The following is a 14,226-nucleotide window of genomic DNA, read 5'->3' as shown; positions in this document are numbered from 1 at the left end:
GGTAACGCGCATGGTGCGCGAAAGGTTCCTGTCATGTTCAAACGCATCGCCCTGTTCCTCGCCACCAACCTGGCGGTCCTGGCCCTGCTCAGCATCGTCATGGCGGTGTTGCAGAACTACTTCGGCGTCACCCTCGGCAACACCGGCGGCCTGCTGGTGATGGCCACCGTGTTCGGCTTCGGCGGATCGTTTATCTCGCTGATGACCTCCAAGTGGATGGCCAAGCGCTCCACCGGCGCGCATGTGATCGATCAGCCGCGCAACGAGTCCGAACAGTGGCTGGTCAACACGGTTCGCCGCCAGGCCGAGGCCGCCGGCATCAAGATGCCGGAAGTGGCCATCTACGACGGCCCGGAAATCAACGCCTTCGCCACCGGTCCGAGCCGCAACAACTCGCTGGTCGCGGTTTCCACCGGTCTGCTTCGCGCAATGAACCGCGACGAGGCGGAGGCCGTACTGGGCCATGAGGTCAGCCACGTTGCCAACGGCGACATGGTGACCATGGCGCTGATCCAGGGCGTGCTCAACACGTTCGTGATCGTGCTGTCGCGCGTGGTTGGCCGCGTCATCGACAGCTTCATCAGCGGCAACCGCGAGGGCGGTGTGGGCATCGGCTACTTCGTGATCGTGTTCATCCTCGACATGATCTTCGGCCTGTTCGCCAGCATGATCGCGATGTGGTTCTCGCGTCACCGCGAGTTCCGCGCCGACGCCGGCGGCGCCCGCCTGGCCGGCCGCGACAAGATGATCGCCGCGCTGCAGCGCCTGTCGCAGACCTACGGCGAGAGCACGCTGCCCAAGACCGTCCAGGCGTTCGGCATCAGCGGTGCCGTCGGCCATGGCCTGCGTCGCTTGCTGATGAGCCACCCGCCGCTGGAAGAGCGCATCCAGACGCTGCGCAACGCGCCGCTCGAGCAGGTGCGCGGAACCGTGGTGAGCTGACCAAGGCTCAACGGGCTGCAACGAAAAAGCCCGCCGTATGGCGGGCTTTTTCTTGACCGTGGAGCGGGCGGCTAGAACTCGTAATCCATCACCGGTCCCGGCGGCGCCAGGAAGTTGCCCTGCGCGTAGTCGATGCCCGCGCCGAACAGGATGCTCATGCTGCCCGCGTCCTGGACGAACTCGGCGATGGTGATCTTGCCCAGCTCGCGCGCCTTGTCGGCGATCTCGCGCACTCGCTGCTGGTGGTCGGGATTGCCGGTCAGCTCTTCCATGTAACTGCGGTCGATCTTCAGCAGTGCCGCGTCGAAGTGGGTCAACAGCTGGAACGAGTTGAGGCCCACGCCGAACTGCTCCAGCCCAACGCGCACCCCGAACCTGGCCACCGTGGCCTGGAACTCCTGGGCCGCACGCAGGTGCGTGAACACCTTCGACTCCGGCAGCTGCAGCACCAGCAACTTGCCGTCGGCGCCGTGGTGGGCCAGCTGTTCCTGGATGAACTGCTGCAAGGTGGTGTCCTGCAGCGACGCCTGGGTGATCTTGACCAGCATCGTGGTCTGCTTGCCGGCGCGCATCCGCTCGCCGATCACCGAGATCGCCTTGCCCACGACCCAGCGGTCGATCTCCCAAAGCAGCCCGTGTTCCTCGGCGATCTGCAGGAAGGTCAGCGGCGGAACCAGCTCGCCATGCTCGCCGCGCAGGCGCAGGTACGCCTCGTACATCTCGATCGGCTCGCCATGCAGGCCGATCAGCGGCTGGTAGTCCATGACGAAGCGGTCGGCGTCGAGCGCATCGCGGATGCGCGTGACCCACGCCTCCACGCGCTCTTCCTCGGCGCGGTCGGCTGCGCCCGGGTCGAACAGGTCGGTGCGGTTGCCGCCGACGCCACTGGCCGACTGCACGCACTGGCTGGCCTTGCCGAGCACGGCGGTGACGCTGGCGATCTTCTCGCCGATGAGCACGCCACCGATGCTGACGGTGGTGCTGAGCGAACGGTCGGCCGTCTCCAGCACGTGGTCGGCGAACGCGGTGCGCAGGCTTTCGGCCAGGCCCATGCTGCGCTTGTGGTCGCTGTTGTTGGTGAGCACGGCGAACTGGTGCTCGCCGAAGCGCGCCGCGATGTCGTCCGGGCCCAGGGCCGCGCGCAGGCGCTCGGCCATCGCCGCGACCAGCGAGTCGGCCGCGTCCAGGCCGATGTCCTGGAGCAGGCGGTTGAAGTGGTCCGGCTCGATCAGCAGCAGGCCATGATGCGTGGCGTTCTGCGCGGCATCGGCGACGGCGTCCTCGAGCGAACGCAGGAACGTGGCGCGATTGAGCAGGCCGGTGACCTGGTCGCGCTGGCGCAGTGCCTCGACCTCGCGGGCAAGCTCGGGGTCGATTTCCTGCCGGCGCAGGATCACCTGCAGGCAGGCCTCGCCTTCGTAGCTGGCCTGGGTGAATTCCATCACCGCCGGGAAATTGCTGCCGTCGAGCGCACGCGCCTCGGTCTCGTGCCGGGGCGGGGCGTCGCCCTTGCCGATCTGCTTGAGCAGCTGCTTGAACCCGTCGACCCGCGACGGCGCGATCAGGTCCAGCAGCGACATGCCTTCGATGTCCTCGAAGGTCTCGAAGCCGAAGATTTCCAGGTACGCCGGGTTGGCGCGGATGTGCATGCCTTCGTGGATGTAGGCGATCGGCTCGCGCGAGGAGTCGATCAGCGCATCGCAGCGGCGCTCGGTCTCGCGCACCTGGGCTTCCAGCCTTCGCAGCGCACGGCGTGCCTCCAGGTCGGCCCATTCGCGACGGACCCGGCTCTGCACGTGGTCGGCGTGGCCGCGCAGGATCACGCCGCGGGCGCCGAGGGTGAACATCTCGAGCAGGCGCGTGTCGTCGATGCTGTCGATCAGCATCAACACGGGCAGGTCCTTGCCGCTGGCGTCGACCGCCTGCATCACCTTGGTGATGGGCACGGCACGCGCTTCGCGGGCGGCCAGCACGAGGTCCGGCAGCGGGTGCTGGGCGATCATGCCGGCCAGTTCGGCCTCGTTTTCCGGTCGTGACGGGCGCACCGCGATTCCGCTGTTGCGCAGCCCGCTGACGATGGCCTCGGCTGCCTCGACACTGTCGTCGACGATCAGCAGGCGCAGCGCCGTATCTTTGCCAAATTGCATTGCGTCACCTCCCCAAGCCGGTTTTATGACACGAACCGGGAGATGAGTCCACGCGGTCGGGGCGGAATCGGGATTGGCAACGGGGTTTTGCTGGCGGGGTCATCAGTCGGGCTGGTCCGGGGGCGTTCTGACGGGGCATTTCGAACAGAGCACGCAGCAACGTCCGAGGGCTCGATCCGTTGACGTCACCGGCACATTGGCGCCGGCAGCACCGGGCAGCTTGCGACCGGAGCACGACCGGCAAGTTACAGCGGGCGCTTGCCCGGGTCGCCGGCGACTTCGCGCACCAGCCGTGGCACCAGGTAGCCCGAGACGCGTGCCGCCAGTTCGCGGTGCAGGCGCAGCGCGGTCTCGTCGCTGACCTCGAAGTGGGCCGAGCCCTGCACGCGGTCGAGCTGGTGCAGGTAGTAGGGCAGGACACCGGCGGCGAGGCCGCGTTCGCTCAGCGCCGCCAGGTCATCGACGGAATCGTTCACGCCCCGCAGCAGGACGGCCTGGTTGAGCAGGGTCGCGCCGGCGCCGCGCAGTCGCGCCAGGGCTTCGTCGACGTGGGCATCGAATTCATTGGCGTGGTTGGCGTGCAGCACCACCGTGACCGGCCAGGGCAGGGCGCGCAGCCAGGCCAGCAACGGCTCGTCGACCCGTTCGGGCAGCACCACGGGCAGGCGGGTGTGCACACGCAGCCGCTTGAGGTGGGGAATGCCGGCGAGGGCGTCGGTCAGCTCGGCCAGCTTCGGCGTGGCCAGCGACCAGGGGTCGCCGCCGGAGAGGATGACCTCGTCGATGCCGCTGTCGGCCGCGATCAGCGCGACCGCTTCGCGCCAGCCGGCCGCGGCCGCGGTTTCCTCGGCGTAGGGGAAATGGCGGCGGAAGCAGTAACGGCAGTGGATCGCGCAGCTGCCGGTGGTGACCAGCAGGGCGCGGCCACGGTATTTGCGGATGACGCCATGCCCGGCCTTGGCCGCGGCGTCGCCGACCGCGTCCAGGCTGAATCCCGGCATCGGCTGCATTTCCGCATCCAGCGGCAGGACCTGGCGGAGCAGCGGATCGTTCGGGTCGCCGTGGCGCATGCGGGCGATGAACCCGCGCGGGACCCGCAGCGGAAACTGGGCGGCGGCCTCGTCGGAGATGCCCAGTCCGGCGTCCTCCAGGCCCAGCATCGCCAGCAGCTCGCGCGGATCACGCACGGCCTCGCGCCAAAGCTGTTGCCAGCGTTGTGCGGCGGGTGTGTGCGGTAGGGCGGCAGGCTGCAATGGGATGGGGGCTGCGGGTATCATGGCGGACCGGTTTTCCTTGCGCCGTGGCTTCGGGCCGGGCGCAACAACCCGCCATTCTAGCCTCCGCCGCGATTGCGACGGGCCGGCGCCAAGACACTTATTCATCTAGCAGGAGTTGCACCCATGGCCACCTTGGGCATGAACGACGTCAAGAACGGCCAGAAGATCCTGGTCAACAACGACCCGTGCATCATCACCGACACCGAGTACGTCAAGCCGGGCAAGGGCCAGGCCTTCACCCGCGTGAAGTACCGCAGCATCAAGTCGGGCCGCGTGGTCGAAATGACCATGAAGGCGACCGACAACGTGGAGCAGGCCGACGTCGTCGACACCGACATGCAGTACCTGTACTCCGACGGCGAGTACTGGCACTTCATGAACCAGGAGTCGTTCGAGCAGGTCCAGGCCGACAAGGCCGGCATGGGCGGCGCCGAGAAGTACCTCAAGGGCGAGGAAGACTGCGTGGTGACGCTGTGGAACGGCACCCCGATCGCAGTGCAGCCGCCGAATTTCGTCGAGCTGAAGATCGTCGAGACCGATCCGGGCGTCCGCGGCGACACCTCGGGCGGCGGCGGCAAGCCGGCGACGCTGGAAACCGGCGCCGTGGTCCGCGTGCCGCTGTTCGTCGGCCAGGACGAGATCATCAAGGTCGACACCCGCTCGGGCGAGTACGTCAGCCGGGTCAAGTGACCCATTGGCCCGCCCGCGCCGCGGGCGGGCAGTGGATCGTCATCCCCGCGAAGGCGGGGACCCAGTGACTTAGCCTTGCTGTCACGAAGCACGAAGACACTGGGTTCCCGCCTTCGCGGGAATGACGAAGTGCGAAGACTCCGGATTCCCGCCAATGCGGGATGAAGGACAAAAGGACCCCCATGCATCCCGATACCCGCCCCGAAGCCTGCGACCTGTTGATCGAAGCCGGATGGGTGGTGCCGGTCGAACCGCACGGGGTGGTCCTGGAAGACCATGCGGTCGCCGTCCGCGATGGTGCCATCGTCGCGCTGTTGCCGACCCGCGAAGCGCGCACGCGCTTCATCGCCGCCGAGACCGTGTCGCGGCCGGACGCTGCATTGATCCCGGGCCTGATCAACGCCCACACCCACAACCCGATGACGCTGCTGCGCGGCATCGCCGACGACCTGCCGCTGATGGAATGGCTGCAAGGCCACATCTGGCCGGTCGAGGGCGCGGTGATCGGGCCGGAGTTCGTTGCCGACGGCATCGCCCTGGCCATCGCCGAGATGCTCCGCGGCGGCACCACCTGCGCCAACGAAAACTACTTCTTCCCCGACGTGCAGGCCGCGGTCTACAAGCGCCATGGATTCCGCGCCCGCGTCGGATTGCCGGTGATCGACTTCCCGACCGCCTGGGCCAAGTCGTCCGACGAATATTTCGACCGCGCCGGCGAAGTGCACGACCAATGGCGCGACGACGCGCTGGTCAGCACCACCTTCGCACCGCACGCGCCGTACACCGTGTCGGACGCGAACTTCGAACGCATCCGCATGCTGTCCGATCAGCTCGACGTACCGGTGCACCTGCACACGCACGAGACCGCCCACGAAGTGGCCGAGTCGCACGAGAAGCACGGCCAGCGCCCGCTGGCGCGACTCGATCGCCTGGGCCTGGTCAACGATCGCCTGATCGCGGTGCACATGACCCAGCTCACCGACGCCGAGATCGAGCTGTGCGCACAGCGCGGTGTCAGCGTCGCCCATTGCCCCGAGTCCAACCTCAAGCTGGCGTCCGGGTTCTGCCCGGTCGGCAAGCTGCAGAAGGCTGGCGTCAACATTGCCATCGGCACCGACGGCTGCGCCAGCAACAACGACCTGGACATGTTCGGCGAGACCCGCACCGCCGCGCTGCTGGCCAAGGCGGTTGCCTCCGACGCCTCGGCGCTCGATGCGGCCAGCGCGCTGCACGCGGCGACGCTGGGCAGCGCACGCGCGCTGGGTTACGAGACAAAGGTCGGTTCGATCGAGGTCGGCAAGCAGGCCGACCTGGTCTGCGTCGACCTGGACCAGATCGAGACCCAGCCGCTGCACCATGTGATCTCGCAGCTGATCTACGCGACCGGCCGCCAGCAGGTGAGCGATGTATGGATCGCCGGGCAGGCCAGACTGCGCGGGCGCGTGCTGGTCGACATGGACGAGCGGGCGCTGGTGGCCAATGCCAAGCAGTGGCGCACGCGGATCGCGGCGATCAGACTGTCGTGACGATCGGATAGAGATTTCGCATGAATACGCCCGCTCCCAACGACAGCAACTTCAGCCAGGCCGAGCTCGACAAGTTCGGCGCGCTCGCGCAGCGCTGGTGGGACCCGCAGGGTCCGCAGAAGGCGCTGCACGCGCTCAATCCGGCCCGCCTGGGCTACGTCGCCCAGCGCACCACGCTGCAGGGCGCGCGCGTGCTCGACGTCGGCTGCGGCGCCGGCCTGCTCAGCGAGGCGATGGCGGGCGAGGGCGCACAGGTCACCGCACTCGATCTGGCCCCGGAGCTGGTCAAGGTCGCGCGCCTGCATGGGCTTGAGACCGGCGTGAAGGTCGATTACCGGCTGCAGTCGGTGGAGTCGCTGGCCGAGGAAATGCCGGGCCAGTTCGATGCGATCACCTGCATGGAAATGCTCGAGCACGTGCCTGATCCGGGTTCGATCATCCGCGCCTGCACGACGTTGCTGCGTCCGGGCGGACGCCTGTTCCTGTCCACGCTCAACCGCACGCCGGCGGCCTTCGCCCTGGCCATCGTCGGTGCCGAGTACGTCGCCCGCGTGCTGCCGCGTGGCACCCACCAGTACCGCGACTTCATCAAGCCGTCGGAGCTGGGAGCGTGGCTGCGCGCGGCCGGCATGCAGCTGGAAGACGTCAGCGGCCTGATGTACGAGCCGTGGCGCAACAGCGCACGCGTGATCGGGCGCACCGACGTCAATTACCTCGCCTGCGCGCGCAAGCCGGACGCCTGACCATGCCGGCATCACCTGTTTTTCCCCGCGCCGTCCTGTTCGATCTCGACGGCACGCTGCTCGACAGCGCGCCGGACATGGTCGCGGCGATCGATGCCATGCGCGCCGCGCGCGGCCAGCCGCCGATGCCGCTCGACGAGCTGCGCCCGCATGTGTCCAAGGGCGCGCGGGCGATGGTCGCGGCGGCATTCCCGGAAGTAGACGAGCCGCAGCGCGAAAGCTGGATCCCGGAGTTCCTCGGCCACTACGAGCGCGAGCTTGGTCGCCACGGCCGTCTGTTCGACGGTGTCGAGGCAATGCTGGAAGCGCTGGAAGCGGCCGGCAGCACCTGGGGCATCGTCACCAACAAACCCGAATACCTGGCCCGCCAGCTGATGCCCGTACTGGGCTGGGAACAGCGTTGCGCGGTGCTGATCGGTGGCGACACGCTGGCGCGGCGCAAGCCCGACCCGTTGCCGCTGACCGTCGCTGCCGAACGCATCGGCATCGAACCGTCGCAGTGCATCTATGTTGGCGACGACGAACGCGACATCCAGGCGGCACGCGCCGCCGGCATGCCGTCGGTGGTGGCGCTGTGGGGCTATCGCCTCGATGGCGACGATCCGGTGACATGGCAGGGCGATGTCATGATCGAAACCGCGGCCGAGCTGATCGACGCGGCGACCTGGCCGGCAGCGCGATGAGCGAGCCGGTGCAAAGTGGCGGCGCTGGCGACAGCAACGAAGCGCTCGCCAGTTTCCTCGACAAGTTCCGCGCGCGCTGGCCCGAGTGGGCCGTGGTGCAGGTGTTCGTGCCGCAGGAACAGCGCGAAGTCGCGCTGGCCTGGGCAACGCTGCTGCAGGAACTGACCGACGCAGCCTGGGGTGGCAGCGATCCGCGTCCCGGCGAGGCCAAGCTGGCGTGGTGGGCCGAGGAACTGCGCGGCTGGACATTGGGCGCGCGGCGCCATCCGCTCGGCATTGCCCTGCAAAAATTGCCGGCGCCGTGGCTGACTCTGGCCACCGCGCTGCCGTATCTGCGCGAAAGCCGTGAGCGCCCGCGCGATCGCGACGACGCCTACTCTTCGCTGAAACCGTTCGCGCACGCCGTCGCCGTCATCGAGTCGGCGTTGTTTGCCGGCGCGGAGCAGGGCGTGGAAGGCCAGGCCGAACCGATCATCTCCGCAGGTCTGTTGTACTCACGCCTCGCGCACGTTGGCGAGACTGCCGCACCGCTGACAACGCTGGCCCGTGCCGGCAGCCAGCCGGTGGCCAGTGCGTGGGCGGCCGAACTTCTGGAAGGCTGGCCCGCGGCGGGAACCGCCACGCGGCCGCGCCGGGTGTGGTCGGCACTTGCCCGCCAGCGCCTGCGCCGGGGCGACGCGGCATTGCCGTTGCCGCCGTGGAGCGCCCTGATGGGTGCCTGGCGCGGCGCCCGCAGCTGAGGCCGGCTGCGCGGCCATCCCAGAGGTGGCCTCGCAACTGACTGTTGCAGGCGACGCCGCAGGGCGGTCACGGCCGGCCGCTACAATGGCCCGGCTTGCGCTCCCCCGCGCCAACCCCCATACCCTTTGCCGTGACCACGACCTCGCAAACCCCGCGCCGTCTCCCTGATGTCGCCTTCGACGCCGCTGCCGCGGCGCGGACGCTCGACTGGGTCGGCATGTCCAACATCGCCCTGCCGCTGCGCGTGGCATCGGCTGACGGCGAGACCATGACGGTCGCCGCATCGGTCGATGTGTCCGTCGACCTCAAGGACGCCAACGCCCGCGGCATCCACATGTCGCGCATGTACCTGCAGCTGCAGAACGCCTTCGCCAGCGAGACGGTGACCCCGGCCGGCCTGCGCCGCGTGCTGCAGACGCTGATCGACAATCAGGGCGGCATCTCCAGCGCCGCGCGCCTGGTCGTCCGCTACGACCAGCTGCTGTTGCGCAAGGCCCTGGCCAGCGACAACGCCGGCTGGAAGCGCTACCCGGTCGAGATCGACGCCAGCCTGCGCGAGGGCCACCTGCACCTGGCGTTGCGCTTCGCGGTCGAGTACTCCAGCACGTGCCCGGCCTCGGCGGCCCTGTCGCGCCAGCTCAATGCCGAACGTTTCGCCGAGGACTTCGCCGGTGCGCGACCGCTGTCGAACGCGGTCGTCGGCGAGTGGCTGGCATCGGAGCGTGGCCTGGCCGCGACTCCGCATGCGCAGCGCAGCCGCGCCGACGTGCGCGTGGAGCTGCGCCCGGCCTTCGACGAGCTGCCGCTGGCGGCGCTGATCGACGCCCTGGAGCAGGCCCTCGGCACCCCGGTGCAGACCGCGGTCAAGCGTGAAGACGAGCAGGCCTTCGCCCGCCTCAACGCCGAGAACCTGATGTTCTGCGAGGACGCCGCCCGCCGTGTCGCCGCCGCCCTGTCGGCCGATCCGCGGATCGAGCGCTTCGACGCCGAAGTGGCCCATTTCGAGAGCCTGCACGCGCACGACGCCGTGGCCCGCGTCAGCGGGCAGGGCGCCCAGGCCTGATTTCCCGCCGTCGAGGGCCGGTCACGGCCCTCGCACTGCACCCCTCCGGCAGCCCGTTACTCGACAGTAGGCACGCCCGCTCCGCCGGGCGGTTTCGCGACGCCCGTCTCACTTGGGATATGCTCAAGGCGTAATCAGGGGGCCGGTCCGGATCATGGGGAAACCCGCGCGTCGGTGGTGGCAGGCAGCAGTTGCCGCGTTTGGAATGCTGGTGGCGACCTCGGTGTCGGCGCAGCTTTTCAACGTGGCCCGCCTCGACGGCGATCCGCTCCCGGTGCAGGTGCTGGCCGGCGAGCTTGACGGTGAGTTCGCCCAGGTCGACGGCCAGTCGGTATTCGAGACCTCGTCGCAGCCGCGCTGGTGGCGGCTGACCGCCCGCGAAGCAGTGGCGCCGGCCGATGCGCCCAACCTGGTCCTGCGCTTCCCGCACCTCAACCAGGTAGAGGTCTGGCGTCCCGGCGAAGCCATGCCGGTACGCCGGGGCCTGATAGGCGACGTCGCAGACCGCTCGGTGTCGACGCGGGCGCTGGTGATACCCCTGCCGCAGGGGCTGGCCACCGGCGAGCAGATCTACCTGCGCTTGCACATGCTCAGCCCGTCACCGATGCCGGTGGCGGTCGAGTCGATGGAGGAAGTGCATCGCCACGACCTGCGCCATGTCGCCCTGCGCACGCTGGTGCTGGGCACGTTGCTGGTGCTGGCGATGCTCGCCTTCGGTTTCTGGATCGGCATCGGCGAGCGCAGCTACGTCTATCTGTTCATGGCGATGCTCGCCCAGGCGCTGTACCAGGCCTCGATCGGCGGCGAACTTCGCCTGCTGCCGTGGCTGGCAGACCTGATTGGCTACGACCCGCGCGTGGGCCGCATGTTCGGCATGCTGACGGTACTGGCCAGCAACAGCTTCCTGGCCTTCTACCTGAGCCTGCCGGAACGGCAGCCGCGTCTCATGAAGGTCCTGCACGGCTGCAATGCAGTGCTGCTGTTGCTGATGCTGGCGACCGTCGCCAGTGCCGCCAGCGCGATCGCGCTGACCGGAAATCTGGTCCTGCTGGTGTCGGCGGCGATCATGTTCGTGGCCAGCGTCGTCGGCAGCTTCCAGCGCCAGCGCGAAGCCTATTTCATGCTGCTGTCGTGGTCGCCGATGGTGGTGCTGGTGATCCTGCGCATGGGCGAGCTGCTCGGCGGCTGGCGCAATCCGGAGTGGCTGGAGTACGCGTTGCCGATTGGTTTTGCACTGGGCGGACTGGTGCTGACCATCGGCCTGACCGACCACATGCACCAGCTGCGTCGCGACCGCGACCATGCCAGCCGCCTGGCCACATACGACGTGCTGACCGGCGCGCTGACGCGCTCGGCTATCGAGGAACGGCTCGAGGCGCTGGTCGAGTCGGCGCAGCGCGGCCGTCGCCCGCTGTCGGTGGTGTTCTTCGACGTTGACCATTTCAAGAAGATCAACGACGAGCACGGCCACCGCATCGGCGACCAGACCCTGCGCATCATCTCGTTGCGCACGCGCAACCGCCTGCGCACCTACGACATGGTCGGCCGCTTCGGCGGCGACGAGATCCTGGTGGTGCTGCCCGATACGCAGCTGCGCGAGGCGCTTGGCGTGGCCGAGAACCTTCGTGTTTCGGTCAATTGCCGGCCGCTGTCGATCGACGGCCGCCTGTTCCCGGCCACGCTCAGCCTCGGCGTCGCCGAGCTGCATCACGGCGAGAGCGTGGAGAAACTGCTCGAGCGCGCCGACGCGGCGCTTTATGCGAGCAAGGAAACCGGTCGCGATCGCGTCACCGGCTACACCGCCTCGCGGCTGCGCGCGACCGCCGCCACAGTCTGACGAGGTATGCAGGAGCGAGCTTGCTCGCGATGCCCTGTCCGCACAGTTACTTCGACGCGGCGGTCGAGCCGTTGCCGTGCTCGAGCACCAGCAGCGGATCCATGCGCACGTCGAACCAGTTCATGCCCCAGTGCAGATGCGGCCCGGTGGCGCGGCCGGTGGCACCGACCTTGCCGATCACCTGGCCCTGCTGCACGCGATCGCCGACCTTCACGTCGATCCGCGACAGGTGCAGGAAGTTCGAGCTGACGCCGTGGCCGTGGTCGATCAGCAGCGTGCCACCGGTGAGGTACAGGTCCGGCGCGGCGAACGTCACCACGCCCGCGGCGGGTGCCTTGATCGGCGTGCCGGTCGGCGCGGCGATGTCCATGCCCGAGTGCGGTGACTTGGGCGTGCCGTTGTAGACGCGCTGGTTGCCGAAGCGACCGCTGATGCGGCCCTGCAAGGGCCAGATGAATGTTTGAGCGTAGTCGTCGCGGTCGTCGTCGCGCACGCGCGCGGCGGTGACCCGCGCCTGTTCGCGCTCGATGCGCGCGGCGATTTCCGGCGGCGGATCGACCGTTTTTGGCGGTACGCCGTTGATGTTTTCCACCGGCCAGTCGCGCGCGGAAACCGCGATGGTGTTCATCACGGTGTCGCCGCTGGCATCGGTGATCTTCACCGAGAGCGGGCCCTTTGCGTCGCGGCCAACGCCGAACGCGAAGGTGCCGTCGGGCGAAACACGCAATCGCCGGCCGTCGTACTCGACGATGGCGTCGGGCGCGGCGAGGCCGATCACCAGCGAGCCCTGCGGCACGCTGGTGGGGAGGAACGCGGCGTGGAACTTCTGCGACTGCTGCGCCGTCGCGGCGCCGGACAAGGCCAGCACCGCCATCACCACCGCAACTCGCAATCTCATCGATCGAAGGCCAGGCGCTGGCCCTGCGGCGTGCCGATCAGGCGCCGGCCGTCCCAGACCAGCTCGCCGTTGACCCAGGTCGAAGCGATGCGCGAACGGAAGGTGGTGCCCTCGAACGGCGACCAGCCGCACTTGGACAGCACGTCCTCGCGCTGCACGGTGAACGGCGTGTCGTCGATCAGCACCAGGTCGGCGGCGTAGCCCTCGCGCAGGAAGCCGCGGCCCTGGACGTCGAACAGCTGCGCCGGCGCGTGGGCGAACTTCTGCACGACCTGGGCGGTGCTCAGGCGGCCTTCGTGGACAAGCTCCAGCGCGGCATTGAGCGCGTACTGCACCAGCGGCAGGCCGCTCGGCGCGGAGGCGTACGGACGCGCCTTCTCCTCCAGAGTGTGCGGTGCGTGGTCGGTGGCGAGCACGTCGATGACATCGTCGGCCAGCGCCTGGATGATCGCCTCGCGGTCGCTGGCATCCTTGATCGCAGGGTTGCACTTGATCAGGTTGCCAAGGCGCTCGTAGTCGGCGCGGTCGAAGCGGGTGAAATGGATGCAGGTCTCGGCGGTGATGCGCTTGCGGGTGCCGTCGCCGCGCAGCAGCGGGCCGCGTTCGAACAGCGCCAGCTCGTCGGCGGTGCTGATGTGCAGCACGTGCAGGCGCGAGTTGTGCTTCTTCGCCAGCGACAGCGCCAGCCGGGTCGACTTGATGCACGCTTCGCGCGAGCGGATGTCGGGGTGGCAGGCGGCCGGGATGTCGTCGCCGTACTTGGCCTTGTAGCGGGCCATCTCGGCGTCGATCATCGGCGTGTCTTCGCAGTGCGTGATGATCGGCGTCGGCGCGTCGCGGAAGATGCCGTCGAGGATGTCGGGATTGTCGACCAGCATGTTGCCGGTGGAGGCGCCCATGAACACCTTGATGCCCGGTGCGGTGCGCGGGTCGAGCGACTGGATCGCGGCGAGGTTGTCGTTGCTGGCGCCCATGTAGAAGCCGAAGTTGCCCCAGGCGCGGCCAGTGGCGCGCTGGTACTTGTTCTCCAATGCCGCCGCGTCGAGCGTGGGCGGGTTGGTGTTGGGCATGTCCATGAAGGTGGTCAGGCCACCGGCCACGGCCGCGGCCGACTCGGTCGCGATGTCGGCCTTGTACTCCATTCCCGGTTCGCGGAAATGCACCTGGTCATCGATCATGCCAGGCAGCAGGCGGCGCCCGCCGGCGTCGACCACCGTTTCGCCGTCGCGGGCGGACAGTCCGCTGCCAATCTGGGCGATGCGGCCGGCTTCGACGCGCAGGTCGCCGTCGAATTCGCGGCCTTCATTGACCAGGCGGGCGTTGACGATCAGTGTCGACATGTGTGCTTTCCATGGAGGGGCTCTGGCACCGGATCGTGCCCGCCGGGGTGCAGGGGATGGCAGCGCAGGATCCGCCGGACGGCCAGCCAGCTGCCCTTGAGGGCACCAAAACGGGCGACCGCCTGCATGGCGTATTCCGAGCAGGTGGGATGAAAACGACAGCGCGGCCCAAGCAGTGGACTGATCCAGCGCTTGTAGCCGCGGAGCATGGCAATGAGAAGGCGGTCGATCACGATTCCTTAATGCGGTCAAGCACTTGAATGTGCGGTTGCCGCAGGTGCCGGGGCAGGGTATAACAGCGCGCTTTCCCGTCACAAGGCTTCAGGTTCGGACGATCCA

13 protein-coding genes are annotated in these 14,226 nt (G+C 68.4%); 8 read left to right on the top strand and 5 right to left on the bottom strand.

Going from position 1 to position 14,226, the window contains the following annotated elements; all coding sequences use genetic code 11:
- The first annotated feature begins 33 nt into the window (after positions 1–33).
- Positions 34–942, top strand: a complete 909-nt coding sequence (gene htpX, locus AC3A3Q_RS02285) for a protease HtpX (protein ID WP_200604663.1) — start codon at positions 34–36, stop codon at positions 940–942.
- A gap of 71 nt (positions 943–1,013) precedes the next feature.
- Here htpX and AC3A3Q_RS02280 read toward each other — a convergent pair whose 3' ends face one another.
- Both AC3A3Q_RS02280 and epmB read right to left on the bottom strand, forming a co-directional pair.
- Positions 1,014–3,089, bottom strand: coding sequence for an EAL domain-containing response regulator (locus AC3A3Q_RS02280; protein ID WP_487584699.1), 2,076 nt, complete (start codon positions 3,087–3,089; stop codon positions 1,014–1,016).
- Positions 3,090–3,334: 245 nt separating this feature from the next.
- On the bottom strand, positions 3,335–4,366 hold the full coding sequence (epmB, locus tag AC3A3Q_RS02275) for an EF-P beta-lysylation protein EpmB (RefSeq protein WP_487584698.1): 1,032 nt from the start codon (positions 4,364–4,366) through the stop codon (positions 3,335–3,337).
- A 123-nt stretch (positions 4,367–4,489) separates the two neighbouring features.
- Between epmB and efp the strand changes: the two genes are divergently transcribed.
- The 7 genes from efp (at position 4,490) to AC3A3Q_RS02240 (ending at position 11,649) form a co-directional block, all read left to right on the top strand.
- A complete protein-coding gene (gene efp / locus AC3A3Q_RS02270; protein WP_200604668.1) occupies positions 4,490–5,056 on the top strand; it encodes an elongation factor P in 567 nt (188 codons plus the stop codon).
- A gap of 182 nt (positions 5,057–5,238) precedes the next feature.
- On the top strand, positions 5,239–6,582 hold the full coding sequence (locus AC3A3Q_RS02265) for a TRZ/ATZ family hydrolase (protein ID WP_487584697.1): 1,344 nt from the start codon (positions 5,239–5,241) through the stop codon (positions 6,580–6,582).
- 20 nt (positions 6,583–6,602) lie between these two features.
- The gene (gene ubiG, locus AC3A3Q_RS02260) at positions 6,603–7,325 is read left to right on the top strand and encodes a bifunctional 2-polyprenyl-6-hydroxyphenol methylase/3-demethylubiquinol 3-O-methyltransferase UbiG (protein ID WP_487584696.1); all 723 of its coding nucleotides are present in this window, start codon (positions 6,603–6,605) and stop codon (positions 7,323–7,325) included.
- A gap of 2 nt (positions 7,326–7,327) precedes the next feature.
- Entirely contained in the window at positions 7,328–8,008 is a 681-nt protein-coding gene (locus AC3A3Q_RS02255; RefSeq protein WP_487584695.1) for a phosphoglycolate phosphatase, read from the top strand.
- Positions 8,005–8,748, top strand: a complete 744-nt coding sequence (locus tag AC3A3Q_RS02250; RefSeq protein WP_487584694.1) for a phytoene/squalene synthase family protein — start codon at positions 8,005–8,007, stop codon at positions 8,746–8,748. Before AC3A3Q_RS02255 ends, AC3A3Q_RS02250 begins: the two co-directional genes overlap by 4 nt.
- 131 nt (positions 8,749–8,879) lie before the next feature.
- Positions 8,880–9,812 (top strand): GTP cyclohydrolase FolE2, encoded by a 933-nt coding sequence (gene folE2, locus AC3A3Q_RS02245; RefSeq protein ID WP_487584693.1) that lies wholly within the window; start codon positions 8,880–8,882, stop codon positions 9,810–9,812.
- Positions 9,813–10,017: 205 nt separating this feature from the next.
- A complete protein-coding gene (locus AC3A3Q_RS02240) occupies positions 10,018–11,649 on the top strand; it encodes a diguanylate cyclase (RefSeq protein ID WP_487584692.1) in 1,632 nt (543 codons plus the stop codon).
- A gap of 46 nt (positions 11,650–11,695) precedes the next feature.
- On the opposite strand, the gene AC3A3Q_RS02235 is transcribed toward AC3A3Q_RS02240, so the two are convergent.
- Genes AC3A3Q_RS02235 through yidD form a run of 3 tightly spaced genes read right to left on the bottom strand, consistent with a single transcriptional unit; the run spans position 11,696 to position 14,096 of the window.
- Positions 11,696–12,547: a M23 family metallopeptidase gene (locus tag AC3A3Q_RS02235; protein WP_487584691.1), complete on the bottom strand. Its 852-nt coding sequence runs from the start codon at positions 12,545–12,547 to the stop codon at positions 11,696–11,698.
- Positions 12,544–13,887 carry a dihydroorotase gene (locus tag AC3A3Q_RS02230; protein WP_487584690.1) on the bottom strand — a complete coding sequence of 448 codons (1,344 nt, stop codon included), beginning with the start codon at positions 13,885–13,887 and terminating at the stop codon, positions 12,544–12,546. Before AC3A3Q_RS02230 ends, AC3A3Q_RS02235 begins: the two co-directional genes overlap by 4 nt.
- Entirely contained in the window at positions 13,875–14,096 is a 222-nt protein-coding gene (gene yidD, locus AC3A3Q_RS02225; protein ID WP_207527161.1) for a membrane protein insertion efficiency factor YidD, read from the bottom strand. The genes AC3A3Q_RS02230 and yidD overlap by 13 nt, the downstream gene beginning before the upstream one ends.
- Between the last annotated feature and the right edge of the window lie 130 nt (positions 14,097–14,226).

This window comes from Lysobacter sp. Soil_C_59 (genome assembly GCF_057656415.1).
This window is presented reverse-complemented; position numbering and strand designations above follow the sequence as displayed.